The organism is Sphingomonas sp. HT-1, assembly GCF_048568905.1.
Classification (GTDB): Bacteria; Pseudomonadota; Alphaproteobacteria; order Sphingomonadales; family Sphingomonadaceae; genus Sphingomonas.
In genome coordinates, this window is the sequence record NZ_CP183770.1 from 1,014,095 (window position 1) to 1,038,934 (window position 24,840).

The 24,840-nt window shown below is 66.2% G+C and carries 23 protein-coding genes; 13 read left to right on the forward strand and 10 right to left on the reverse strand.

Annotated elements, in window-relative coordinates; all coding sequences use genetic code 11:
• Positions 1 to 66: 66 nt before the first annotated feature.
• The 3 genes from ACNFJ7_RS04850 to ACNFJ7_RS04860 all read right to left on the reverse strand — a co-directional run bounded on the left by ACNFJ7_RS04850 (position 67) and on the right by ACNFJ7_RS04860 (position 4,279).
• Positions 67 to 1,287, reverse strand: coding sequence for an NAD(P)/FAD-dependent oxidoreductase (locus ACNFJ7_RS04850; RefSeq protein WP_026009133.1), 1,221 nt, complete (start codon positions 1,285 to 1,287; stop codon positions 67 to 69).
• 179 nt (positions 1,288 to 1,466) lie between these two features.
• On the reverse strand, positions 1,467 to 2,915 hold the full coding sequence (locus tag ACNFJ7_RS04855; protein ID WP_019369458.1) for an alginate export family protein: 1,449 nt from the start codon (positions 2,913 to 2,915) through the stop codon (positions 1,467 to 1,469).
• Positions 2,916 to 2,926: 11 nt separating this feature from the next.
• On the reverse strand, positions 2,927 to 4,279 hold the full coding sequence (locus ACNFJ7_RS04860; protein WP_019369459.1) for a dicarboxylate/amino acid:cation symporter: 1,353 nt from the start codon (positions 4,277 to 4,279) through the stop codon (positions 2,927 to 2,929).
• A 222-nt stretch (positions 4,280 to 4,501) separates the two neighbouring features.
• On the opposite strand from ACNFJ7_RS04860, the gene ACNFJ7_RS04865 reads away from it, so the two are divergent.
• Complete coding sequence (locus tag ACNFJ7_RS04865; protein ID WP_019369460.1) at positions 4,502 to 6,187, forward strand: sensor histidine kinase; 1,686 nt, start codon at positions 4,502 to 4,504, stop codon at positions 6,185 to 6,187.
• Positions 6,184 to 7,452 carry a sigma-54-dependent transcriptional regulator gene (locus ACNFJ7_RS04870; RefSeq protein WP_019369461.1) on the forward strand — a complete coding sequence of 423 codons (1,269 nt, stop codon included), beginning with the start codon at positions 6,184 to 6,186 and terminating at the stop codon, positions 7,450 to 7,452. The genes ACNFJ7_RS04865 and ACNFJ7_RS04870 overlap by 4 nt, the downstream gene beginning before the upstream one ends.
• Before the next feature lie 64 nt (positions 7,453 to 7,516).
• Here ACNFJ7_RS04870 and ACNFJ7_RS04875 read toward each other — a convergent pair whose 3' ends face one another.
• Positions 7,517 to 7,927: a glycine zipper 2TM domain-containing protein gene (locus tag ACNFJ7_RS04875; protein WP_019369462.1), complete on the reverse strand. Its 411-nt coding sequence runs from the start codon at positions 7,925 to 7,927 to the stop codon at positions 7,517 to 7,519.
• Positions 7,928 to 8,321: 394 nt separating this feature from the next.
• Here ACNFJ7_RS04875 and ACNFJ7_RS04880 point away from each other — a divergent pair, with 394 nt between their 5' ends.
• Positions 8,322 to 8,612 (forward strand): hypothetical protein, encoded by a 291-nt coding sequence (locus ACNFJ7_RS04880; protein ID WP_019369463.1) that lies wholly within the window; start codon positions 8,322 to 8,324, stop codon positions 8,610 to 8,612.
• Between the two features lie 48 nt (positions 8,613 to 8,660).
• Positions 8,661 to 10,097 (forward strand): cysteine--tRNA ligase, encoded by a 1,437-nt coding sequence (gene cysS / locus ACNFJ7_RS04885; protein WP_152997789.1) that lies wholly within the window; start codon positions 8,661 to 8,663, stop codon positions 10,095 to 10,097.
• A 9-nt stretch (positions 10,098 to 10,106) separates the two neighbouring features.
• Here the strand turns inward: cysS and ACNFJ7_RS04890 are convergent, their stop codons facing one another.
• Positions 10,107 to 11,429, reverse strand: coding sequence for an MFS transporter (locus tag ACNFJ7_RS04890; RefSeq protein WP_050990163.1), 1,323 nt, complete (start codon positions 11,427 to 11,429; stop codon positions 10,107 to 10,109).
• Between the two features lie 475 nt (positions 11,430 to 11,904).
• On the opposite strand from ACNFJ7_RS04890, the gene ACNFJ7_RS04895 reads away from it, so the two are divergent.
• Positions 11,905 to 13,098: an aromatic ring-hydroxylating oxygenase subunit alpha gene (locus tag ACNFJ7_RS04895; RefSeq protein ID WP_019369466.1), complete on the forward strand. Its 1,194-nt coding sequence runs from the start codon at positions 11,905 to 11,907 to the stop codon at positions 13,096 to 13,098.
• 27 nt (positions 13,099 to 13,125) lie between these two features.
• Complete coding sequence (locus tag ACNFJ7_RS04900) at positions 13,126 to 13,257, forward strand: hypothetical protein (RefSeq protein WP_269083837.1); 132 nt, start codon at positions 13,126 to 13,128, stop codon at positions 13,255 to 13,257.
• On the opposite strand, the gene ACNFJ7_RS04905 is transcribed toward ACNFJ7_RS04900, so the two are convergent.
• Positions 13,254 to 13,691, reverse strand: coding sequence for a response regulator (locus ACNFJ7_RS04905; RefSeq protein ID WP_019369467.1), 438 nt, complete (start codon positions 13,689 to 13,691; stop codon positions 13,254 to 13,256). The two genes, ACNFJ7_RS04900 and ACNFJ7_RS04905, sit on opposite strands and share 4 nt — an antisense overlap.
• Positions 13,692 to 13,798: 107 nt before the next feature.
• Here ACNFJ7_RS04905 and ACNFJ7_RS04910 point away from each other — a divergent pair, with 107 nt between their 5' ends.
• Together ACNFJ7_RS04910 and rsmD are read left to right on the forward strand one after the other, a co-directional pair.
• A complete protein-coding gene (locus tag ACNFJ7_RS04910) occupies positions 13,799 to 15,286 on the forward strand; it encodes a pseudouridine synthase (RefSeq protein WP_019369468.1) in 1,488 nt (495 codons plus the stop codon).
• Complete coding sequence (gene rsmD, locus ACNFJ7_RS04915) at positions 15,286 to 15,825, forward strand: 16S rRNA (guanine(966)-N(2))-methyltransferase RsmD (RefSeq protein ID WP_019369469.1); 540 nt, start codon at positions 15,286 to 15,288, stop codon at positions 15,823 to 15,825. Before ACNFJ7_RS04910 ends, rsmD begins: the two co-directional genes overlap by 1 nt.
• 4 nt (positions 15,826 to 15,829) lie before the next feature.
• Here the strand turns inward: rsmD and ACNFJ7_RS04920 are convergent, their stop codons facing one another.
• Positions 15,830 to 17,098: an MFS transporter gene (locus ACNFJ7_RS04920; protein WP_019369470.1), complete on the reverse strand. Its 1,269-nt coding sequence runs from the start codon at positions 17,096 to 17,098 to the stop codon at positions 15,830 to 15,832.
• 128 nt (positions 17,099 to 17,226) lie between these two features.
• Between ACNFJ7_RS04920 and ACNFJ7_RS04925 the strand changes: the two genes are divergently transcribed.
• A complete protein-coding gene (locus tag ACNFJ7_RS04925) occupies positions 17,227 to 17,400 on the forward strand; it encodes a hypothetical protein (protein ID WP_019369471.1) in 174 nt (57 codons plus the stop codon).
• Between the two features lie 29 nt (positions 17,401 to 17,429).
• Here ACNFJ7_RS04925 and ACNFJ7_RS04930 read toward each other — a convergent pair whose 3' ends face one another.
• Positions 17,430 to 19,070, reverse strand: a complete 1,641-nt coding sequence (locus ACNFJ7_RS04930; RefSeq protein WP_026009136.1) for an inorganic phosphate transporter — start codon at positions 19,068 to 19,070, stop codon at positions 17,430 to 17,432.
• Between the two features lie 63 nt (positions 19,071 to 19,133).
• The gene (locus ACNFJ7_RS04935) at positions 19,134 to 19,328 is read right to left on the reverse strand and encodes a hypothetical protein (protein ID WP_019369473.1); all 195 of its coding nucleotides are present in this window, start codon (positions 19,326 to 19,328) and stop codon (positions 19,134 to 19,136) included.
• Positions 19,329 to 19,457: 129 nt separating this feature from the next.
• Here ACNFJ7_RS04935 and ACNFJ7_RS04940 point away from each other — a divergent pair, with 129 nt between their 5' ends.
• The gene (locus tag ACNFJ7_RS04940) at positions 19,458 to 21,767 is read left to right on the forward strand and encodes an ATP-dependent helicase (RefSeq protein WP_019369474.1); all 2,310 of its coding nucleotides are present in this window, start codon (positions 19,458 to 19,460) and stop codon (positions 21,765 to 21,767) included.
• Between the two features lie 48 nt (positions 21,768 to 21,815).
• Here ACNFJ7_RS04940 and ACNFJ7_RS04945 read toward each other — a convergent pair whose 3' ends face one another.
• Entirely contained in the window at positions 21,816 to 22,157 is a 342-nt protein-coding gene (locus ACNFJ7_RS04945) for a hypothetical protein (RefSeq protein WP_019369475.1), read from the reverse strand.
• 174 nt (positions 22,158 to 22,331) lie between these two features.
• Here ACNFJ7_RS04945 and ACNFJ7_RS04950 point away from each other — a divergent pair, with 174 nt between their 5' ends.
• From ACNFJ7_RS04950 to ACNFJ7_RS04960, 3 genes are all read left to right on the forward strand, one after another.
• Positions 22,332 to 22,859: a glycine zipper 2TM domain-containing protein gene (locus tag ACNFJ7_RS04950; RefSeq protein ID WP_019369476.1), complete on the forward strand. Its 528-nt coding sequence runs from the start codon at positions 22,332 to 22,334 to the stop codon at positions 22,857 to 22,859.
• 232 nt (positions 22,860 to 23,091) lie between these two features.
• Positions 23,092 to 23,292 carry a DUF465 domain-containing protein gene (locus ACNFJ7_RS04955; protein WP_019369477.1) on the forward strand — a complete coding sequence of 67 codons (201 nt, stop codon included), beginning with the start codon at positions 23,092 to 23,094 and terminating at the stop codon, positions 23,290 to 23,292.
• A 139-nt stretch (positions 23,293 to 23,431) separates the two neighbouring features.
• Positions 23,432 to 24,826 carry an MFS transporter gene (locus ACNFJ7_RS04960; RefSeq protein ID WP_019369478.1) on the forward strand — a complete coding sequence of 465 codons (1,395 nt, stop codon included), beginning with the start codon at positions 23,432 to 23,434 and terminating at the stop codon, positions 24,824 to 24,826.
• Positions 24,827 to 24,840 lie beyond the last annotated feature (14 nt).

Genomic DNA, 24,840 nt, shown 5'->3' on the forward strand with positions numbered 1-24,840 from the left:
AAATGGGATGCCTCGCCCTCTACCGCCACGCAACTCCATCGATGCGGCAGCGCGGAGGCAGCGGTCTCAAAGCTCTTTCAGCACCACCGCCGGATCGGCCAGCTGCGCCGGGTCCGCCACGATCCCCTCGGTCACCAGGCGGCGGCCTTGAACATAATCTCGGGTGGCGTTGACGCAATCGAGCGCGATCACCCGCCCGCCACGCAGATAGAGCACCGAAAAGGATCGCGCGGCCGGATCACCGCGGATCACCGTCGCATCATGGCCGATCGAAAGGCCCACGGTCTGCAGCTTCAGGTCATATTGGTTCGACCAGAACCACGGCACCGCGTCATAGTGCGCGTCGTGGCCGGTGAGCAGCTTGGCCACGACGTTCGCTTGGTCGTTCGCATTCTGCACGGATTCGAGGCGGATCTCCGCGCCGTCTGCGTAGCGGTTCACATGCAAGGCGCAGTCGCCGATCGCGAACACGTCGGGAAGGCTGGTGCGGCATTGGGCGTCGACCCGCACGCCATTGCCCCCGTCCGCGCCCGCCTCCAGCAGCGGCGCGACTTCCGGAACAATGCCGATACCGACGATCACCAGATCCGCCGGCAGCGTTTCGCCATTTGCGAGGCGTACGCCGCAGACGCGGCCGTCCTGACCGTCGAGGCAGTCGACCAGCGCCCCCATTCGAAGCTCCACGCCATGAGCGCGATGCTCCGCTTCGTAGAAGCTGGATAGCGACGCGCCGGCCACGCGGGCAAGCACACGGTCCATTGCCTCCAGAACGACGACATGCTTGCCCTGCTTGGTCAGCGCCGCAGCCGCCTCCAGCCCGATATAACCGCCGCCGATCACCACCACATGTTGGGCTGCCGAAAGCTCGGCGAGCAGCTGGTCCACATCCCGGCGCGTGCGGACGGCATGGACGCCGACAAGGTCGTGGCCGCTGCAGGAAAGCCGGCGCGGGCTGCCGCCGGCAGCCCAGACCAGATTGCCATAGCCGATCTCGCGCCCCTCAGCGTCCCGCACGGTCTTCGCTGCTGGGTCGACGGCGACGATACGCCGGCCCGGAACCATGGTTATGGCGCGCTCCGCCCAGAAGGCGGCCGGACGGATCAAAATGCGTTCGAAGCTCTTCTCGCCTGCCAGATAATCCTTGGAAAGCGGCGGCCGTTCATAGGGAAGTTCGGCTTCCTCGCCGACCATCGCCAGCGTGCCCGTAAACCCAGCCTGGCGCAGCGCGATCGCGCATTGGGCACCGGCATGGCCACTGCCGACGATCAGCACATCAAAACGTTCCAAGTCAGTCCCCTCCCGTACCTCAGTCTATATTGCTATGCACCATAGCAATATAGACTTGGCCGGCAAGTCGACCGGCCGATCCGGCGACCCCCGCCGTTTGAACCGCCTAGACCGTCTTATTCTGCCGGTCGACTCCTCCGGGATCGATCCGGATGAAAGCCGGCTGCGCCCTACGGAGGTCAGAACCGGAAGCTCAACCAACCTGCGACGAAGTCCGAATTGGAATAGCCCGCGTTGCGCAGGCCCGGACCCGCCATGAGATGTTCGTACCGGCCGGTGAAGGATAGTCTCGGCGTAATCGCCCACACCGCCTGCAGGCGGGCGACGTCCGCGGTATGGGCTCCGCGGACATTCTGCGTTCCTGGAAAAGGCTGGCCGCTCGCCCGATAGACGGCGTCGTGCACGTTCGCCCGCCAGGCACGTTGATATTCGGTGCTCAGCCGCAGCTTGGGCGTAGGCGAGAAGGCAAAGGTCGGCGCCACTGCCACCAGGTTGCTGGGGGTCAGGAACAGGCCGTAGCTGTAGTAGATGTTGTTGCCGAACGGGGCATAGGCGTTGCGCAGTTTGCCATCGCCATAGCCACCGCCGCCGCTCGCATAATCGGTGTGGAAGCCGATCCGTGGGGCTGTCTTGCCGCTCCCCAGTCGGACATTTTGCGCAAAAAAGGCGTGCCAGGCGTCAATCCGCTGGTCGAGGAAATGGCCCCATTGATGGTTGACGGACCAGTCGAGGGAGATGGGGCCTGCCTCGCCCCAGAAGTGCGTGCCAAGATAATAGCGGGTCGCCGGACCGATCCTGCCGCCCCAGGTGCCGACCTTGTTGCGTCGACGCCAGAAAAATGGGTCGAAATAGAGCTTGGCGTTACCGGTCAGCGCCTTGGGCACGACGAAACCCAGCGTCACGCCGGAGAAGCGACGCGCCGGATCGATCACGTCGTCATCGGCGCCCAGGTCGCCATATTGGGTCGGCTTCAGGTCGAACAGATCGACGCGCATCGTGTTCGATCGCGCCCATAACCGCAGACCGTTCAGCGTGTAGCGGATGGTGTTGTTGTCCCGTTGCGACACGAGCAGATTTGGCCCGTCGACGAACTCTTGGCGGCCATAGCGCGCGCCGATCGCGATGCCGCCCACCTCCCCCTTTGCTTCGGCGAACAGCTGCTGCACGGCGATGCGGTTGCGCAGCGTCGCAGCGGGCGCGCCGAGCTCGACCCCGGTGATGCCGCCATGCGCGATCTCGCCATAGACGCGCAGATGCTCGCCGATATGCAGGTCCGCGCCGCCGAACAGCCGGACGATGTCCTGCCGTTGGGCGCGGACCTCGCGCAAATTGGGATTGGTGGTGTGGTTCACCCGCAGCCGCGCCTCGCCCGAAAGCGTCACATAGACATCGCCGCCGGGCGTGAGCTTCACGCATTTCAAGGCGTCGATGGGATCGTCGCGCTTGGCGGGATCGCACATCGCGCGCCAATCCTCCGCCCAGCGCGACAGGTTGTAGCCGCCATTTGTTGCGCCGTCCCCGGCGGCCGCGGCGGGATAGGCGGCACCCTTGTCGATCGTCTGGGCGGCGGCGGGGATCGCCAGGGCGAGCGCGGGGGTGGCGCCCAGGGCGCGAAGCAGAAACTGCATGGAGGCGCTCTTTACTCGGCCGGTACGGCGTCGGCGGGGAGCTGGTCGACGCGCGTCGCGGTGCCGCGGAGCGCCGCATCGAGCGCGGTGCGGTCCAGACGGCCTTCCCAGCGCGACACGACCACCGTCGCCACGGCATTACCGATGAAGTTGGTCAGGCTGCGGCATTCGGACATGAATCGGTCGACCCCCAGGATCAGCGCCATCCCGGCGAGCGGCACGCTGGGCACGATCGACAGCGTCGCCGCCAGCGTGATGAAGCCGGCCCCGGTCACCCCGGCCGCCCCCTTGGAAGACAGCATCGCCACGCCGAGCAGCAGCAGCTGCTGCCCGATCGACAGATCCACCCCGGTTGCCTGCGCGATGAACAAGGCGGCAAGCGTCATGTAGATGTTGGTGCCATCTAGGTTGAAGGAATAGCCGGTCGGCACCACCAGCCCGACGATCGTCTTGGGGCAGCCCGCCCGCTCCATCTTTTCGATCAGCGAGGGCAGCGCGCTTTCCGACGAAGACGTGCCGAGCACCAGCAGCAGCTCGGCCTTCAGATAGCCGATCAGCCGGAAAATCGAGAAGCCGGCGAGCGCAGACACGGTGCCGAGCACCACCACCACGAACAGCGCCGAGGTCAGGTAGAAGGTGCCGACCAGCATGGCGAGGTTGGCGAGCGTCCCGACGCCGTACTTGCCCACGGTGAACGCCATGGCGCCGAACGCACCGATGGGCGCCGCCTTCATCAGGATCGCGACGACCTTGAACATCGCCAGCGATACATCCTCCAGCGCGCCAACGATCCGCTCGCCGCGATCGCCGATCAGGGCCAGGCCGATGCCGAACAGGATCGCGACGAACAGCGTCTGCAGGATGTTGCCGCCGGTCATTGCCGACAGGAAGGTGTCGGGGATGATGCCCAGCATGAAGCCGACAAGCGTGCTTTCATGCGCCTTGGCGGCATAGTCCGCTACCTTGCCCGCATCGAGCGAGGCGGGATCGATGTTGAGCCCGGCACCCGGCCGCACGACATTGGCCACTACCATGCCGACGACGAGCGCCAGGGTGGAAAAGAACAGGAAATAGGCGAACGCCTTCGCCGCCACCCGCCCCACCGCCGCCAGATCGCGCATGCCCGCAATGCCGGTCACGATCGTCAGGAAGATCACCGGCGCGATGATCATCTTCACCAGCTTGATGAATGCATCGCCCAGGGGCTTCAGCGCCTCGCCGGTGCCCGGCGCATAATGGCCGACCAGCACGCCGGCCACGATCGCGATCAGTACCCAGACATAGAGGTGCCGATACCAGGCACGCCGCTCGGGCAGCGGGGAATCGCCAGATGCGGCTGGGGGATCGACAGCGATACGTACCATGATGTCCTCTCCGTTCGCCCCGGTGCTTGCCGATAGGCTGGATCGCGCAAGCTTGCCCTCTCCATCGGCGCGGACGAAGCCCTACCACGTCCCCATTTTTCTATCTCTTTATCAAATACTTAGAGGGATTTCGCACCAAATGCTGCGTCAGAAATGACACAAGCCCCAAGGCCCGATGTGCAAGAACTTGCACATTGTGGAGCGGCGTCGGATAGCCGGGACGTGAAGAAGGGCGAATCAACTTCGGGCTGGCGCTTCTGGACGATCGCGGCGCTTATCGGCGCGGTGCTGGCGCTGGCCGCGGGGTGGCTCAGTGGCGAACGGGCGCGCGAAAGCCTGGTCGCGGGCACCCGCACCGGCGCCCAGCTCCGCGCCGCGTTGCTCGACAGCGAGATTGCGCGCTTCCGGCTGCTGCCCCTGGCGCTGAGCGATGATCGCGACGTCGTCGCCGCGCTGGCGGGCGGCCCCGCACGGCCGCTGAACGAGAAGCTGGAACGGCTGGCGCGAACCACCGGCGCCGCCGCCATCTACCTAATCGCGCCGGGCGGTCGCACGCTGGCGGCCAGCAACTGGCGCTCGCCGCAAAGCTTCGTCGGATCGGATTACCGCTTTCGCCGCTACTTCCGCGAAGCGAGCAGCAAGGGCGAAGCGCGGCAGTTCGCGCTCGGCACCGTCAGCCGTCATTCTGGCCTGTACCTCGCGCGGCGCACGGCCGCATCGGGGGTGATCGTGGTCAAGCTGGAGTTCGACTCGGTCGAATCCGCCTGGCAGCGCGCCGGCGGCGCCACCTATGTGGAGGATCCGGCCGGACTGGTACTGGTGGCGAGCAAGCCCGAGTGGCGCTTCGCGGTAGCCCGGCCGATCCTTCCCGCCACGCTTGCTTGGCTTCGCAGGGAGGCCGCCCTGCCCGCCTCCTCGGCGCCGCTCCTGCTGCCGCCGGTCGGGCATGACCAGGTCGCGGCGGCGGTAGCGACAGCGCAGCCCGGCTGGCGCCTTTCGCTGCGTCGGCCGATTGGCCCTGCCGTGCGTGCCGCGCAGCGCACCGCGGCGCTGAGCACGCTGATGGGCGTGCTGGCTCTCGCCGCGCTGGTCTGGAGCCTGCGCCAGCGCGCGACGCTCGCCCGCCGTCGTACTGCCGAGCTGGAAGCGGCCGTCGCGGAACGGACGGCGGCGCTGCGGCGCGAGATCGAAGAGCGCACCCAGCTGGAAGCCCGCGCCGCCGAACTGCGCGAAGGGCTCCGCCAGGCCAATCGCCTCGCCACGCTCGGCCAGGTCACTGCGAGCGTCGCCCACGAAACCGCTCAGCCGGTCGCCGCCATCCGCACCTATGCAGAAACCAGCGTGACGCTGCTAGAGCGCGGTGCGGTCGATCTGGTACGCGACAATCTCGATACGATCCGCCGCCTGAGCGACCGCATCGGCACGGTGACCGCGCAGCTGCGCGGCTTTTCCCGCCGACGTCCGGGCGAGATCCGCGCCTTGCCGCTGGCCGAGGCCGTCGACGGCGCGCTGCTGATCCTGAAGGAGCAATTGCGTCCGATCCGGCTGGAACGATCGCCGTTCGATCCGAACCTGCTGGTGCTGGGCGGCCGGGTGCGCCTGGAGCAAGTGTTTGTAAACCTGCTGCAGAACGCCGTCGAGGCACTGGCTGGCCAGCCCGATCCCGCAATCACGCTGTCCGTGCTGCCGGCCGAGAACGATGTCGTAGTCCGCATCTGTGATAATGGCCCGGGCATCGCGCCCGAAATCGCAGCCCGCCTGTTCACGCCCTTCGCCACGAGCCGCAGCACCGGCCTCGGCCTGGGGCTGGTGATCGCGAGCGACATCATGACCGATCTCGGCGGTTCGCTGCGCTGGATGCCCGACATGCCGGGCGCCTGCTTCGAGCTTGCGTTGCGCCGCGCATGAGCGTGCCGGTCGCTCTGGTAGACGACGATGCCGATCTCCGCGCGGCGTTGACGCAATTGCTCGTGTTGGCCGGTCACACTGTCCTGCCCTTCCCAGATGCGGCCGCCGCGCTGGCAGCGATAGATGCCGATTTTGCCGGCGTCGTCGTCAGCGACGTGCGGATGCCGGGCATGTCGGGCGTCGACTTCTTCCACCGGCTGCGCGCCGTGGATCCCGAACTCCCCGTGATCCTGATGACCGGGCATGGCGATGTCGCCATGGCTGTGGAAGCGATCAAGGCCGGTGCCTGGGATTTCCTGACCAAGCCTTTCGCCGGCGAAGCGCTGGCGGCGGCGCTGCAGCGCGCCGGCACCGCGCGCACCCTGGCGCTGGAGAACCGCAGGCTGCGGGCTGCCGCCGGCGAGGCGGATGTTGCACTGATCGGCGAATCACCCGCGATCCGCCGGCTGCGTGAGATGATTCCGCTGCTGGCGGATGCAGCGCTCGATCTGACCGTGGAGGGGGCGACCGGCACCGGCAAGGAACTATACGCCAGGCTGGTGCACCGCGCCGGCCGCCGCGGCCGCCACCGGTTCCAGTTGTTCGATTGCGCGATGGCGCCGCCTACGATCGTCGACCGCGAGCTCTTCGCGCGCGGCGGCATCCTCGCCCGCGCCGACCGAGGTACGCTGTTCCTCGACAATCTCCACCTCGCCGAACCCGCGCTCCAGCATCGGCTCGCCCAGTTCGCCGAGACGCGGACGGTCGCAACCGATCAACGCGATCCCGATCCCGTCGACGTACGGATCATCGCGACGATCGCCGAGGGCGCCGCGTCGGCGGTGCCACCGTCGCTGTACCATCGCCTGGCGGGCGTCCCGCTGCGGATGCCGGCTCTGGCCGAGCGACGCGAGGACGTGCCGCTGCTGTTCGCCCATTTTGCCGTTCAGGCGGCAGAGCGGCATCGCCGGCCGGCCCCGGCGCTATCGGCAGCGGCGCACGCGGCGGCGGAGCGGGACTGGCCAGGGAACGTCCGCGAACTGGAGCTGGCAGCGGAGCGGTTCGTGCTGGGGCTCGACATGACGTCTGATACAGGAGCAGCAGAGGGGCAGGCAACGCTGCCCGAGCGGCTGGAGGCGTTCGAGCGCGCTGCGATCCTGGACGCCATCGCTGTCGCGCAGGGCGAAATCAACGTCGCGATCGCCGCGCTCGGCCTGCCGCGCAAGACCTTCTACTATCGCGTGAAGCGGCTGGGGATCGATCTGCGCAGCGCGCGGGGGCGATAGGCGAGCATGCGAAAAGGCGCCCGCTGCCCCGTGCAGCGAGCGCCCTTTGCGTCAGGCCAGGCAATCAGCGGCCGCCGCGGCAATCGCCGCCGTCCACCGCGCGTCCGGCCAGCGCGCCAACGCCTGCACCGATGATGGTACCGGTGCCGCTGCGGCGATAGGAGCTGCCGCGGCCAATTTCGCCGCCGAGCAGGCCGCCGGCGATCGCACCTAGGATCGTGCCGGTGGTGCCGTCGCTGCAGCGCTGGCGATAGTTGCGGTCGCGATAGGCATAGCGCGGACCGTCGCCACGATAGTCGCGGTACTGACGATAATCGCGCACGTCCCGATATTCGCGGTAATCGCCACGATAATCACGGTCGTAGCGGCTATAGCCGTCGCGATAGCCATAATCTTGGGCAGCTGCCGGAACCGCGGCAACCGTTCCGGAAATCAGCGTGGCTACCATGGTGGCGCCGATCAGAAACTTCTTCATCTTCTCGTCTCCTCGCGGGGCGCTTGTGCCGCCGTCTGAAGCCTGATTCGCATATTTCAGATGTTGCGAGCCTGAATGCGCTCGTTAGCTCGCGTTCATCCCAGCGCGGGGCCGTTGCGGAACCAGAAGGTTTCGACATCGTTCCGCTTTCAACAGGAGGAATTCCGCCCATGCACGATTTCGGTATCCGGCGCGCGTTGGAGAGCGTTCGCCTGGTCTATCGCCCGCGCGAGACGAATCTTTGCCCAGGCTGCGGCCAGTCGCACTGGATGATAGGGCGGATGACCGCAGAGTGCGCCCATTGCGGCACCGCGCTGCCGCTGCACGCCGGTGCCTCGGGGGGACACAGCGCCCTTAGCAGTCGCGCTGCCAATGGCAGCTCCCCGCTGGCCGCATGACGAGTATCGCCTCCACCACGCCGATCGAGCGGATTGCGCGCGTGATCGCCGCCGAAATGCTCAGCCCAAATGCGGAAGGTTCCGGCGACCTCGGTCGACCGGTGAGCGAGGTCGTCGACACGATCTGGCCGCGCGAAACCGAGCGTGCTCTTGCGGTCCTGCGCACCCTGCGCGAGCCCACGCCCACGATGATCCGGGCCGGGGAAGCAGCTGGCACCGACCCGGCGCACATCTGGAGCGCGATGGTGAACGCCGCGATCGCCGAACGCCCAGCTACCGACGGCTGAGCATTCCAGCGGTTTGTTCGGGCCGCAGCTTTCGCTATGGGCAGTGGCATGCATGATGCCCCGCTCACCCTGTACAACTCGCTTTCCCGTTCGCTCGAGCCGTTCCGGCCGCTGGATCCTGAAAAGGGCGTGCGCGTCTATTCGTGCGGGCCGACGGTGTACAACTATGCCCATCTCGGCAATTTGCGCGCTTATGTGTTCACCGACACGCTGAGCCGGGTGCTGCGGTGGAAGGGCTATCCGCTCACCCATGTCATCAACATCACCGATGTCGGCCATCTGACGTCGGATGCCGATGCGGGCGATGACAAGATGGAAGCGGCCGCGCGCGCCCAGGCCAAGAGCATCTGGGACATTGCCGCGCATTACACCGCGGCGTTCAAGCAGAATATCCGCGATCTCAACATCGACGAGCCATCGCGCTGGTCGGTAGCTACCGATCATATCCAGCAGATGATCGCCTTTGCGGAGAAGATCGCGCCGCAGCATTGCTACGAGCTGGAGTCGGGCCTTTATTTCGACGTCTCGACCGTGCCGGAATATGGCCGCCTCGCGGGCGCGGCCGATGATGCGGCGGAAGGGCGAATCGACCCGGTGGATGGCAAGCGCCACCCGCAGGATTTTGCGATCTGGCGCAAATCGCCCCCGGGCGAGCAACGCCAAATGGAGTGGGAGTCGCCCTGGGGGCGGGGTGCGCCGGGCTGGCATCTCGAATGCTCGGTGATGAGCATCCAGTACCTGGGTGCTCCGTTCGACATCCACACTGGCGGCATCGATCATCGCGAGATCCACCATCCGAACGAAATCGCGCAGAACCAGGCCTATTGCGGCTGCGGCGACAGCGGCGCGAAATTCTGGATGCACAACAACTTCCTCGTCGATCGCAGTGGGAAGATGTCGAAGTCGAAGGGCGGCTTCACCACGTTGCAGTCGCTGATCGATGCGGGCGTGCATCCCCTCGCCTACCGCCTGCTGTGCCTCCAGGCGCAGTATCGCAGCGAGCTGGAGTTCTCCGCCGACAATGTGGCGGCGGCACTCACGCGCCTGAAGCGGCTGGTGATGACGGTGACGGCGCTGAAGGCACGGGCCGACGGCGAGGGAACGGTGCCGGCGGCATGGCTCGAGCGGTTGGACGCGGCGGTTTCGGACGATCTCAACACTCCCAAGGCACTACCGGTGCTTGACGAAATGTTGGCGGACAAGCGCACCTCGCCGGCCGATCGGCTGGCCGCGCTGGCCGAGTTCGACAAGGTGCTGGGCCTGCGGCTGACCGATCTGACGCGCGAGGAACTGCGCGTACGGCCCAAGGGCGCGACGATCACGCCCGAAGAGATTGGCGACCTGCTGGTCGAGCGCAAGGAAGCGCGGGTGGTGAAGGATTTCCAGCGATCGGACCGGATACGCGACGAGCTGATGGCAGCGGGGATCGACGTGATGGACGGGGATCCGCTGGGGTGGGACTGGAAGCCTGCGCTGCAGGGCTGAGCCGTACGCTCAGCCCTCCTGCCCCGCGCTCCCGATCGAGCGATCGACCAGCCCGGTGCGCATCATCCACCAATAGAGCGCAACGCCGGGCAGCGCGATCAGGGTGGTGAACAGGTAGAAGTCGATATAGCCCATCGCCTTGATCAGGCTGCCCGCCGTCGTGCCGGTGACGAACCGGCCGACGATGCTGGCCCCGGCGGAGATCAGGGCGTATTGCGCGGCGGTGAAGCGCAGGTCGGTGAGCGCCGAGAAATAGGCGATCACCACGACACCGCCGATGCCGCTGGCGATGTTCTCGAAACCGATCGCCGCGGCCATGCCGATATTCGAATGCCCCGCAGCCGCGAGCCCGGCAAAGCTCAGGTTCGAAACCGCCATCAGCACCAGACTGAGCATCACCGATCGCTTCATCCCCATGCGGGCATAGAGCATGCCCCCGAGGAAGATGCCGAGCATATAGGCGAGAAAGCCCAGCGAGACGTCGTAAAAGGCGATCTCGTCGTTGCTGAATCCCAGATCGTTGAACAACAGGCGGAAGGTCAGGTTGGCTAGCGTGTCACCGATCTTGTGCACCACGATGAACAGCAGCACGATCAGCGCGCCTTCGCGGGCGAAGAACTGGACGAACGGCCTCCAGATCGCAGCGGCGACGGTGGCGATGCTGCGCCGTTCGGCCGGCTCGCGGCGGCGTTCGGGTTCGCCGACGATCAGGCCGGTGAGGATCGCCGGCAGCGCGAACACGGCGCAAGCGCCATAGCCGAGCGCCCACCCTGAGCGTCCCGCGACGACCAGCGCGATCGCCCCCGCCGCGACCGATCCGATCCGCCATCCATATTGCGACATGCCAGATCCGTAGCCGAGTTCATGCGGCTGCAGCACTTCGATGCGGTACCCATCGATCACAACATCATAACTGGCGCCCGCCCCGCCCATCAACACCGCCGCGGTCACGGTGGGCCAGATATTCGCTGGGTCCGGTACCACCAGCGCCAGGTTAATTGTCGCTGCAACCACCAGGGCACCGGCAACGATCAGCCAGGAGACGCGCTGCCCCAGCCGGCCGAGCAACGGGATCGGCACACTATCGACGATCCACGCCCATAGGAACTTGAAGTTGTACACCAGGATGGCGAGCGTGAAGGCCGTTACGGTAGACTTGTCGATCCCGGTCTGCGCCAGCCGCGTGGTAAGCGTCGCGCCGATCATGGCGAAGGGGAAGCCGGAGGAGACACCGAGCGCGAAGGATGCCAGCGGGCCCTTTGCGAAATAGGGCTGCACCCCGTCCGGCAGTTCGCTGCGCCAGTCCGCAGGCGCAGCCTTCCGGGCAAGCACGAACGCCGCGATCAACGCCGCCAGCGCCGCCGCGGCGCCCCAGCCAAGCGACAGCGTCGCGCCCTTGAGCGTCTTGGGCGGCGACAGCACGGGAAACAGCGTCGCAAGCACCAGCACGACAGCCCCCACGGCGCTGCCCGCCATCAACAGGCTCGCGCCCGCTCTACCGCGCAATGCCAGACTCAATCCCAAGGCGAGCGCGATTGCGAGCAGGCCGAGTATGAACGTCATTGAAGGCGGAAGCGCCGCGGCTCCGTTGCTCGACCCGGCGACGAAAGCATAGCCGGCCACTGGCGAGGCACCGCCGCCGGGCAGCAGCATGTATGCCCAGGGCGCCAGCAGCAGGAGCAGCGCGGCGGTAACCATCAGCTGGGCGAGCGGGATCAGCGGCGTTCCCCCGCCGGGGCGAAGATTTGGTGCTTGTTCGTTGGCCATTCGGGGAGGAAACTAGCCGAAAATTCGGGAGAGGATAGCCATGAACGCACCTACCGAAGGTCAACGCGCGCTGGCCGCAGCGCTGACCAGGGGCGTCGACGCCGATCGCGCGCCGATCACTCATGTGAAGGCCAGCGCCTACACCTCCCTTGAGCGCTTCACGGCGGAACAGGCCGCCATCTTCCAGCGCGCGCCACTGGTGTTGGCGCCATCTGCATTGCTGCCCAACCCGGGCTCGGCGATCCCGCACGACGGGTTTGGCAAGCCGCTGCTGCTCACGCGCGACGCGCAGGGCGTCGCACGGGTGTTTCTCAACGTCTGCCAGCATCGCGGCACCCGACTGGTGGAAGGATGCGAGACAGTAAAGGCGAATCGCCTCGTCTGTCCCTATCATGCCTGGAGCTACACGCTGGACGGCCGCCTCGCCGGTCTGCCGCGCGCCGATGCGTTCCCGGAGCTTAACCGGGCAGACTATGCGCTGCGCCCGCTGCCCACGCACGAAGCAGGTGGCCTGATCTGGTTCGCCTTCGACGCTGCGGCGGATTTCGCCCATGCCGACGCCTTGGCGCAGGACTTCGCCGCGTTCGACCTTGCCGGCCAGTATTGCTTTCGCCGCCGCATGCATCGTGTGGCCGCCAACTGGAAGCTGGTGATGGATGCGTTTCTGGAAAGCTATCATATCCAGCGGCTTCACGCCGAAACCATCGCAGGGTTCTTCCACGACGGTGTCTCGGCCGCCGATCGGATCGGCCCGCATCAGCGCTCCGCCGTCGGCCGAACCGCGAGCCTTGCCGAACTCGCGGCGCAGGACTGGCCTACACTGCGAGGGGCGATAACCTATACCTATCAGATGTTTCCCGGAGCGGTGCTGGCGGTGAGCCCCGACTATATAAACCTGATGGTGCTGATGCCGCAGGCGGTCGACCAGGTGCTGGTTGAGAACTTCATGCTGATCCCCGCGCCGCCCGCAAGCGAGAAAGCGCGGGACCATTGGGAGCGAAGTTGGCACTTGCTCGACGAGGGCGTATTCGCGGGCGAGGATTTCCGTGCGTGCGAACTCGGCCAGCAGGGCCTCGCCGCAGGCGCGGTCGAGCACGTCACGCTCGGCAGTCTCGAACAAGGGGTGCGGCACTTCCACGACGTGGTCGAAGCCTGGCTCACTCGCGCCGACGCGTCGGAAAAAAGCGCCGTATTCCCTTTCCGGCAGGCTGCCGTTCAGAATTCGGCGCTATAGTCGGGTCATCGAGAAAAGGAGTATCCCATGCCCCGTTCCACTAGCCGCAGCATCGCCCGCCCCCAGCCGGCTTCGCCTTCGGAAGCGGTCGCGCGGCTGGCCGTGCTCGCATCGGTCTTCGCGTGGGCGGGCGTAGTCGTGGAGTTGTTCCTCCACTAACCGCTCGGATCGAGGAACAGACTGAAGCTGTGCGGCAGTCGTTTGGGTGCCGCGCCGCCGCTCAACACCGAGTCGATCGCGTCTATCGCCGCTAGCAGATCGCGCTGAGGATAGGGTTTGCCCAGACAGCCGGCGGCAAGCGCCCGTGCGTCCGCCGGGCAATTGCCGGTCACGAACAGCACTGGCAGCCCTCGCGCATAAGCGGCCCGTGCCACCTCCACGCCGCTTCCATCGGAAAGGCGGATGTCTGCAAGCACCAGATCGAGCGGCGCTCCCGCCTCCACGATCCGAGTCGCGTCGACGACTGAATCCACCGTGGCGACGATGGTGAAGCCCGACTCGCGGAGGAAATGCTCGGTATCGAACGCCACTAACGGCTCGTCCTCCACCACGAGCAGGTGTTCGATCCGCCGCTTTTTCCTCCCGAACAACATTCGTTCCGGCCCCAAATCAAAGTCTTGCCCGTGCGCCTAACGCGCAACTTACCTTCGCGCACCGTATAAATTTTTGCTCGGCGAAGCATAATCGCTATATCGCCGCGGTGTCTGTATCCACTCCCCCGAAAACGGCGGGCGCGTCCCAGCGTATCGCCAAGCTTCTCGCCCGCGCCGGCATCGCCTCGCGCCGCGAAATCGAACGCATGATTGCCGAGGGCCGCGTCGCCCTCAACGGCACCGTTCTCGATACCCCTGCAACCCTGCTCAACTCGCTTCACGGCGTCACGGTCGATGGCCAGCCGGTGGCGGAAGCTGCCCCGGCCCGACTGTTCCGCTATCACAAAGCGGCGGGCCTGCTCACCGCCGAACGCGATTTCACCGGCCGGCCGACCATCTACGATCAAATGCCCGAAGGCTTGCCGCGCGTGATTCCCGTCGGGCGGCTCGATCTCAATACTGAAGGACTGTTGCTGCTCACGACCGACGGTGAGCTGAAGCGTGAGCTCGAGCTGCCGTCCACTGGCGTGGAACGCAGCTATCGCGCCCGCGCATACGGCCAAGTGAGCCAGGAGCAGCTTGAGGATCTGATGCTCGGCATCGAGATCGAAGGCGTGCGCTATGGCCCTATCAACGCCAATATCGAACGGCGAACCGGAGCAAATCTCTGGATCGAGATGACGCTGACGGAGGGCAAGAACCGCGAAGTCCGCCGCGTCCTGGAATATCTGGGCCTCCAGGTCAGCCGCCTGATCCGCACTCGCTATGGCCCCTTCTTTCTGGGTGACCTGCCGCCCGGCGACGTCGATGAGATCCGCCAAGCGGATCTGATCACCTTCCGCACCGTGCTTTCCAAGCCGGGCGGCGGCAAGGCTGCGTCGAACCTCCAATTCGCCGTTCGCCAGCGCGTGATCGAGCCGGTAGAGAAGCCGAGTAAGGTGGAGCCAGAGGGCCGTCGCCGGATCGCAAAACCGGCCGCGGCACCGGCCGCAAAGAAACCCGTTTTCACCCCCCGCGCTACGCCCGAGGCGAAGGCGAAGCCCGGCGCACGAACCCCTGGCCGGCTTTCCGCACGCGAGGGCACTGCCGATCGGGTTGGCAATCCGGCACGCGCCGGGCGCGCCAAGGCATTCCGGGACAATCGCGAGCCGCGCGAGACGCAAGGCATGGAACGCCCCTGGGCCACGCGTGACGATCGCCGCACTCGAGAAGGTACGGAACGCCCGCGCGGAGAGCGGCCACAGCGTAGTGGCCCCGTTGGAGGCGCAGGCGAGCGTCGCGCTGCGCATCCTCGGGCCGAGGGCGAAGAGCGGCCGGGCAGCTTCCGCTCGCAGCGGACCGGCGGTGAACGTCGGCACGACGAGGCGGGACGCCCCAGGGCTGACCGCAGCGAACGCAGCCGCGGCGCACCGTCCTCTCGATCAGGCGAGCCGGAACGGCCACGGAGCGGCCCGCGCACGCGTCCCGGCGGTGATAGCGCCGACCGGCCACGGGGCGGACCGCGCCCGCCCCGGCCAGGCGGCGGCGATCACCCGCGCGGCCCGCGTCCGGGCGGTCCCGGCAAGCCTGCCAGGCCGCCACGGGGGCGCAACTGATGCGGATCATCGCTGGTGAATGGCGAGGTCGCCCGCTGCTCGCGCCTAAGGGCGAAACGACTCGGCCTACGGCAGATCGCACGCGCGAGGCCCTGTTCTCGATGCTCGCCTCGCGCATTGGCAGCTTCGAGGGCCTGGCGGTCGGCGATTTTTTTGCCGGATCGGGGGCATTGGGCTTGGAAGCCCTGTCGCGGGGGGCGGGCTCGTGCGTGTTCGTTGAGCAGGATCGCGGGGCGCTCGACGTGCTCAAAGCCAATGTCGCAAAGCTCGGCGCGAAAGGTGCCGATGTGCGGCCTGGATCGGTACTCGCGCTTGGGCCCGCGCGCGCGCCGCTGGATCTGATCATGATGGATCCGCCCTATGGCACCAGCGCCGGCGCCGTCGCGCTCGACAAGCTCGCACGGCTCGGCTGGACTGCGCCGGGCAGCTGGGTGAGCATCGAGACCGCCTATAACGAGGACGTGTCGGTCGCCGGCTTCGTCATTGATGTCGAGCGGGTGCATGGCAAGGCAAAGCTCACCCTGCTTCGCCCCGCCTGAACACCTAGCGCGTGCTGCACCGCGTGAGCCAAAGGCCGATCAGGCTGACGCCTGCGGCACCGGCGAGGTACCAGCCGACCATGCCGATGCCACTGTGCTGGACCAGGGTCTCGGCGATCAGCGGCGTCAGGCCGCCGCCAAGGATCCCGCCCAGGTTAAACGTCACCGAAACGCCGGTGTACCGCACCTGCGCGGGAAACAGGCTGGGCAGCCAGCCGCCGAGCGGTCCGTACACGAAGCCCATTACGAACAGGCCGGCGACCAGCCACACGAACACCGCGCCCAGCGCCCCCGGCACGAGCAGCACCGGCATTGCCAGGCCCAGCGGCACCATCGCCATACAGCCCAGCGCTAGCGCCAGTCCCGGCCCGCGCTTGTCCGCCAGCCAGCCGGCGGCCCCGATTCCCAGCGCCATGAACAGGATCGCGCCGAGTTCGACGCCCAGAAACGCCCCGCGCGGATAGCCTAGCGTCTTGGTACCAAAGCCGATGGCGAACAGCGTGGCGACGTAGAATAGGGCGAAGCAGGCGATCGTGCCCAGCGTGCCAGCTAGGGTCGGCCCCAGATGCGAACGGACCAGCACGCCCAGCGGCACCTGCGGCGGAGGCGCATGTTTCGCCGCCTCGGCAAAGGCGGGCGTTTCGGCGATGCTCAGGCGCACCCAAAGACCCAGCGCGACCAGCCCGGCGCTGGCAAGGAACGGCAGGCGCCAGCCCCAGTCGCGAAACGCAGCATCGTCCAGGAACGCGCCAAGCAGCAGGAACAAGCCGTTGGCGGCGATGAAGCCGACCGGCGCGCCCAGCGGCGGGAAGCTGCCATAGCGATATGCCCAGCCCGTGGGCGCATATTCCACGGCGAGCAGGCTGGCACCGCCCCATTCGCCGCCCAGACCCAGTCCTTGGCCGAAACGCAACAGGCACAGCAGCAGCGGCGCCACCCAGCCGATCATCGCATGGCTCGGCAGGCAACCGATCAGGACGGTGGAGATTCCCATCAGCATCAGCGAAGCGACAAGAGTCGATTTGCGCCCAAGTCGATCACCGAAGTGGCCGAACACCAGGCCGCCGAGCGGGCGCGCAAAGAACGCTACGCTGAAGCTGGCATAGGCGGCGAACTGCTGCAGCCAGGGTTCCTGCGCCGGGAAGAAGAGTGGGCCGAACACAAGCGCGGTCGCCGTGGCGTAGATGTAGAAATCGTAGAACTCAACCGACGTGCCCACCAGGCTCGCAAACAAAATGCGGCGGTGGGACGCTGGCGCTGCGGCATCGGCCATGTGGCATTCCTCCCCGTCGCTTCCCTCCACCGAGCCGACGCGTCGGTCAAGCGTCGTTCAGCGGACGGAAAGTTTCGGCAGGGTACCGATAGGCCCGCACTCGCTGCACCGGAAATTGGGAGACGGATATGCGCGAATCGCCGCTGAAACGACTGGTTTACGCTACATTTTTCGCCTTGCTCGCAGGCGGACTAGTCGCCTGCTACAATCCCGTCGAGCACGTGAAGGCAGATCTTCGAGCCGATGCCAGCGGCGTGGGCAACAGCCTGCATTTGGCGTTGCAGGACCTTCTGCACGGGTAAGCGGCGGGACAGCCCCCCCGCCGCTTTGATCAGTGCAGGCCAAAGGTCCGCACGGCACTGAGCATCAGCCAGTATAGCCCACCGGCGAGAAGCATCGCGGCGGGAAGTGTGAGCAGCCACGCCAGCGCCAGGTTGCGCAGGGTTCGCGCCTGCAGTCCGGCCCCGCTCGCCACCGATGCGCCGGCCACGCCGGACGAAAGGATGTGCGTGGTGGATACCGGGAGGCCGAAATGGTCCGCCGCCAGGATCGTACCGGCGGCCACGATCTCCGCCGAAGCGCCCATGCCATAAGTCATGTGCTGCTTGCCGATCTTCTCGCCCACGGTGACGACGATCCGCTTCCAGCCGATCATCGTGCCCAGCCCTAGCGCCAGCGCCACCACGATTTTCACCCAGATCGGGATGAAGCGCGTGCCCGCCTCCAGACTCTTCTGATAGGCTTTGAGCGCCGACAGTTCGGCCGGCTGAAATGCCGTTTCCTTCTTCAGGGCCAGCCGAGTCGTATCGAGTACAAGATACATGTCGTTGCGAATGTTGGACGTCGCCTCTGCCGGCACCGCGCGCAGCGAGCCATAGCTGGCAACTCGCGCCGTCAGATGGTGCGACAGCGTTTCAAGCGCCGCGAACACCTTCGGCTCCTCTGCCTTGCGGAGCTGCAAGGCTTGGGTCAGCGTCGCCCGCGCGGCCGCCGGCGCCAACTGGATGCCGTCGCTGCGGGCATCGAACGCGGCCGTGGCCTGGTTCGCCGTCTGGACGAAGGCGGGCGTCGAACTCGCCGGTAGTGTGCGGTTCAGAGCATAGGCGGTAGGCGCGCAGCCGATCAGGATCAGCATGATCAGCCCCATGCCCTTCTGACCGTCGTTGGATCCGTGGCTGAAGGACACGGCGGTGCAGGTGAAGATCAGCACCGCCCGGATGCCTTTGGGCGGCGGGGTGCTGTCCCCCGGCGCACGATACAGCGTCGGGTTGCGGATGAGCAGCCGCATGACCAGCAACAGCAGCAACGCAGCGGTGAAGCCGATCAGCGGCGCCATCCACAGGCCGGTTAGCACCTTCTGCGCCTGGCTCCAGTCGACACCGGCCGTGCCGCCCCGCGATCCGGCCGAGATGAGCTGGTTGGCGAACCCGACGCCCAGCACCGATCCAATCAGCGTGTGGCTGGACGAATTGGGCAGGCCCACATACCAGGTGCCGAGGTTCCAGAGCACCGCCGCGAGCAGCAGCGCAAAGATCATCGCAAAGCCCGGAGCCGAGCCCACGTTCAAGATCAGATCCACCGGCAGCAGCGTGATGATCGCATAGGCAACCGCTCCGCTGGAGGCCATCACGCCCAGGAAATTGAACACGCCCGACCAGACGACCGCGAAATGCGCCGGCATCGAATTGGTGTAGATCACGGTAGCGACGGCGTTAGCGGTATCGTGGAATCCGTTCACGAACTCGAAGCCGAGCGCGATCAGCAACGCCAGCGCGAGGAATAGGAACGCGCCGATCGCGAGTTCTTCGCCCACCCCGCGCGTGTCGGTCAGCACGCTCCAGCCAGCGAAGGCAAAGCCGCCGACCAGGATCGCTGCGAACAGCAGCTTGGCGAGCGGATGCGTCTGATAGTCGAAGCGGGGACTTCGCGGCGTTTCCGCCTGCGGAGCCTGTTCCATTGCTAGCGTCGCCATGATGTTAGCGCCTTTGGAGGGAACGTGTGACAGGAGAATGACGGTTCGGAGCCATCGCGCGGTTCAGTCCAAGCACGCGGTGCGGACGATGCGCACAACCTTGCCGCTGGAGTCGCGCTCTTCCCTGCGATCATTGGTGCAGCGCGGTTGCTGGTCCGCGCCGTCCATGCGCCACGCTGCAACGGCCGCGACGATCGCGAGCGCCAGCACAAGTGCGAGCCGAATCTTCAGCCGGCGAGAGGGGTTGCGAATTGCCATAGGTTAGTCTCGCGTCGCCCATAGGCTTCGGCTGAAACGGAGGCAATCCACCCCATCAGCGGCCGGATGCGGGCAGAATGCAACTGCGCGCGCTTGCCCCGGCCGCCGCCGTTCCCTAGTTGTTCGCCAATGTCCCTCCCCACCACTCCCCAGGACGCCCCCTATCTTCATGGGCTCAACGAACCACAGCGCGAGGCCGTGCTGACCACCGAAGGGCCGGTGCTCGTGCTGGCCGGCGCCGGTACCGGCAAAACGGCGGCGCTCACCGCTCGGCTGGCGCATCTGCTCTGGACGCGGCGCGCCTATCCCTCGGAGATCCTTGCAGTCACCTTCACCAACCGCGCCGCGCGTGAAATGCGGGAGCGCGTCGGGCGGCTGGTAGGCGAGGCCGTGGAGGGGATGCCGTGGCTAGGCACGTTTCACGCGATCGGCGCGAAGATGCTGCGCCGTCACGCGGAGCTCGTCGGCCTGCAGAGCAACTTCACCATTCTGGACACGGACGACCAGCTTAGACTGCTGAAGCAGCTGATCGTCGCCAACGAGCTGGACGAGAAGCGCTGGCCGGCGCGGCAGCTTGCCGGGCTGATCGACGGGTGGAAGAACCGCGGGCTGGTGCCCGCCGACATCGATGCCGGCGAATCCGAAGCCTATGCCAATGGCCGCGGCCAATCACTATACACCCAGTACCAGGAACGGCTGCGACTGCTGAATGCCTGCGACTTCGGCGACCTTCTGCTGCACATGCTGACTATTCTTAAAACGGATCGTGAGGTTCTGGCGCAGTATCAGCAGCGCTTCCGTTACATCATGGTCGACGAATATCAGGACACCAACGCCGTCCAGTATCTCTGGCTCCGGCTGCTCGCACAGGAGCGGAAGAACCTTTGCTGCGTGGGCGACGACGATCAGTCGATCTACAGCTGGCGCGGCGCGCAGGTGGAAAATATCCTAAAGTTTGAAAAGGACTTCCCCGGTGCAGCGGTGATCAAATTGGAGCAGAATTACCGCTCAACGCCGCACATCCTAGGCGCCGCATCGGGCGTGATCGCCAACAATGGCGGGCGTCTTGGCAAGACGCTGTGGACCGACGTCGACGTTGGCGAAAAAGTGAAGGTGCTCGGCGTCTGGGACGGCCCCGAAGAGGCGCGGCGCGTTGGCGAAGAAATCGAAGCACTGCAGCGCGACGGCCTCAGCCTTGATGCGACGGCGATCCTGGTGCGCGCGCAGCACCAGACGCGCGAGTTTGAAGATCGCTTCATCGCGATCGGCATGTCCTATCGCATCATCGGCGGCTTCCGCTTCTATGAACGGCAGGAAATCCGCGATGCGCTCGCCTATCTGCGGGTGGTCGCCCAGCCCGCGGACGATCTGGCGTTCGAGCGCATCGTCAACGTGCCCAAACGCGGTCTGGGCGACAAGGCGCTCGCCAAAGTTCACCAGTTCGCCCGTGCCCAGGGCCTGCCGCTCGCCACGGCTGCCGCACGCATCCTGGATACCGATGAACTGACGCCGCAGGCGCGCCGCGCGCTCGGCAACCTCATCGGCGACATGGCTCGCTGGCGGAGCATGGGCAATGATCTGCAGCATCCGGATCTTGCCCGCATTATCCTGGACGAGAGCGGCTATACCGCCATGTGGCAGGCGGATCGCACCGCAGAGGCGGCCGGGCGGTTGGAAAACCTGAACGAACTCGTGCGGGCGATGGAGGAATATGAAAGCCTTTCCGCTTTCCTTGAGCATGTCAGCCTGGTGATGGACAACGAGGCCGCTGCCGAGGAACCCAAGGTGACGATCATGACGATCCATGCCGCCAAGGGCCTGGAATTCGACACCGTGTTCCTCGCCGGATGGGAAGAAGGCATTTTCCCGTCGCAGCGCGCGCTGGACGAGGGCGGGCTGGCGAGCCTGGAGGAAGAGCGCCGCCTGGCCTATGTCGCGATCACGCGCGCACGGCGGCGCGCAATCATCCTCCACGCCGCCAATCGGCGCATTTATGGCCAGTGGACCTCAAGCCTGCCCAGCCGCTTCGTCGGCGAGTTGCCTCCCGAGCATGTCGAGTCGGAAAGCACGATGAGCGGCGGCGAAAGCCTGTGGCGAGCGAATTGGAGCGAGCGGAGCGATCCGTTCGCGGACGTGTCGCGTGGTACCGGGCGCGGACCTGGCTGGCAGCGCGCCGCGGGCGTCGACTTGAAGAATCCCGGCGGCAGCGTCGCGGCCCGCGGCTTCACTCGCGAACAGCCGCGCGTGCTGGAAAGTCGCGCGTCCGCGGTGAGTTTCGCAGCGAAGCCAAGAACCGATCTGAAGATCGGCCTGCGCGTCTTTCATCAGAAGTTCGGCTACGGCCTGATCGCCGAAATCGAAGGCAATAAGCTGGAGATCGACTTCGAGCAGGCCGGCCGCAAGCGCGTTATGGACAGCTTCGTGAGCGTGGAAAGCTGATCAAACTTCAGACGAAGTCTGAAACTCACTCCCGAACGGAATTGCGAGTCACGCTTGGGGTTCGATCGCCATCAGCGTGACGCCGGCATATTTCTCCAGTTCCGCGTCGAACAGCGGACTGATGTCGAACGCGCGATCGAGGACGGAGACTTCCCTCAGACCGTCGACCTTGAACGTAGCAATCTTCGGCTCGCGCGGCAGCATCCCCTCCCGCGAGACCACCAGCGCATCGGCATAGAGCGAGTCGTTGCGCGTATACAGGATGTGCGGGCCGATAATCATGCGCGTGCGATTATACGTCACCTGCAGACAGCGCAGGCGGACGATTCCCTCCAGCACGAAAGGGTTGTTGTTGATCGGGGCTTCAGTCACGGTGTTCGGAACGCTCATGGTACAAATATGATACCAATGCTGCATAGCAGCAAGAACAAAGCGCGTCAGCCATGCGTGCCCTCCCCCGCGTTCGTTTCAGTACAGCTTCGTTCAGCCAGCCTTCACGCGCAAGCCTGGAAGAAGTGCGCGCACCCGGCGTTGTACCGGTACCGCTGATGAAGGAGATTGGAAATGAAGCATTTCGTGGCGCTTGCCGCTGTGATGGCTGCCGGGCTGTCGATCGCAGCGCCGGCGTCGGCGCAGAACGATCCCCGCTATTCCTCGCCGGAGCAGGAGCGTGCCCGTTTCGAAGCGGCGCGCGAGCGATTCGATCGCGAATATCGCATTTTCCAGCAGGCCGCCGATCGGTATGCCGACTATAGCGAGTGGCTGGCCCACGCCCCGCCGCCCCGGGCCGACATTCGCGACGAAGCCGATTGGGATCCCTCCCGCTACTACCGCCCTGGTTCCAGCGAACGCGTGCTGAGTTCGGACGACCGCGTCTATCGCGGTCAGGACGGCCGCTATTATTGCAAGCGGCCGGATGGCACGACGGGCCTGATCGTCGGCGCGGCCGCGGGCGGCCTGTTCGGCAACGTCATCGCCAGCCGCCGTTCCAGCACCGTCGGAACGCTGCTGGGCGCAATCGCCGGCGGCGCGATCGGCGCCTCGGTCGACAAGAACAACCAGATGAACAACCAGGATATTCGCTGCCGTTGATTGGTGCAGGGGCCTTACGCGAGATTTTTGCGCGAGGCCCCTTGCGCGAAGCGGCCACGCGCATAAATTGCTAGGTGCGGGACCGGGCCCCTCTGGCGGCGGCTTCACCTGAAGCCCCGTGATGTCGGACCGCATCGAGTGCGCTCGGTGCAGGTTCGGTGGTGTTCTCCCCCTCCCCGCACCTCCAGTCTCATCGGGCCACTCGATCGATGCACTTTCATCGAACGGAGCCATGACGATGACGATTGTTGAACGGCTGATCGCAACCCACCGGATGCTGGAACGGGAGATCCGCCGCGAACTGCGCCGGCATTTGCCGGATGCGTTCCGCCTCGCCGAACTCAAGAAGCACAAGCTTGCCGTGAAGGATCGCCTCCACCTGTATCTGCCGGCCCCTGCCGCGCGGCTTGCACTGGTGCCCAGCCGCCGCTGACCCGGGCACGGGCGGGGACCGTCGCACGCGCGACGGTCCCCGCATCTTCCAGCGCCGGAGCAGCGGCAGCAGGGGGATTATGGCGCGAAAGGGAGTTCCTGGCTGGGAACCCCCAGCCGCTTTATGCACTAAGGCCGCGATGCAAATCGAAGGTCTTCCCCTGCCCCGCCGCCTGGCCGCTATCGCTGCCGTCTCGTTCGGCGCGGCGCTGGTAGTAATCGACGGGGCCATTGCCACGGTGGCGCTGCCCACCATCGCCCGCGACCTGCACGTCGAATCCTCCGCAGCGGTGGCGGTGGTAACGATTTATCAGCTCGTGTTGGTGATGCTGCTGCTGCCCTTTTCCGGTCTCGGCAACCGCATCGGGCTGAAGCGGCTATATCAGGCCGGGCAAATCGTGTTCACGGTGGCGACGATCCTCTGCTTCTTCGCCAAAAGCCTCCCTTTTCTGCTGATCGTCCGCGCGGCGCAGGCGGCGGGCGCTGCGGCGGCGCTCAGCGTTTCTTCGGCGCTGGTTCGGCAAATCTATCCTGCCCACCAGCTTGGCCACGGCCTGGGGGTCAATTCGGTCGTGGTCTCGGTTTCGTCCGCGATCGCGCCTACGCTCGGCGGACTTGTCCTGGGCTTTGGCCCGTGGCCGTGGGTGTTCGCCTCCGCGGTGCCCTTCGCCATCGCCAGCCTGTTGCTCGGCCGCGCCTTGCCGGACGTGCCGCGCTCCGAAGCGCGGTTCGACGTTCTGGGCGCTGTGCTCTGCGCGGCGATGTTCGGGTTGGTGATCGGCGGGCTGGAAAGCGCCGTGCACGGGGACAGCCCCGTCGTATCCGCGGCGGTGGTGCTGGCCGGCGTCGCGATCGGTGTGATTTTCGTTCGTCGCGAACGCGGCGAGGCCGAACCGATCCTGCCCGTCGATCTGCTCGGTCGCCCGGTGCTGGCGCTCTCCACGATCGGCGCCTTCACCGCCTTTGTCGCGACGATGAGCATCCTCCTGTCGCTGCCTTTTCGGCTCCAGCACGGCTATGGTTTTGCGCCGTCCGAGGTGGGCGCGGTCATCGCGCCGTGGCCACTGACGACGATGTTTGTAGCGCCGATGGCGGGATCGCTCTCCGATCGATATCCGGCGGGAGCGCTGGGTGGCATCGGCATGGCGATCGCCATCGCGGGACTCGTTAGCCTCGCCTTCCTGCCCCACGATCCCAGCTATCTCGACATCGCCTGGCGCATGTCGCTCACCGGAGCGGGCTTCGGCATGTTCCTTTCGCCCAATGCGCGGCTGATCATCGGCTCCGCCCCCGTCGAGCGGGCAGCGGCGGCCGGCGGCCTTATCTCGACGACGCGGATGGTGGGGCAGACTGCTGGTGCGACGTTGGTAGCGGCGTTGCTCGCCGCCGGAGTTGGCGCCGGGATGGCGCCCGCGCTCGTCGCCGCGGGGCTGGCACTGATTGCCGGAATCTGCAGCCTCGCCCGCCTGCGGCCGTCGGTACGCAACCCCGCAAAGGGCGAGGCGACCGAGGCGCAGCCCGCCCGGATGGGGTGAAGCTTTACATGCCC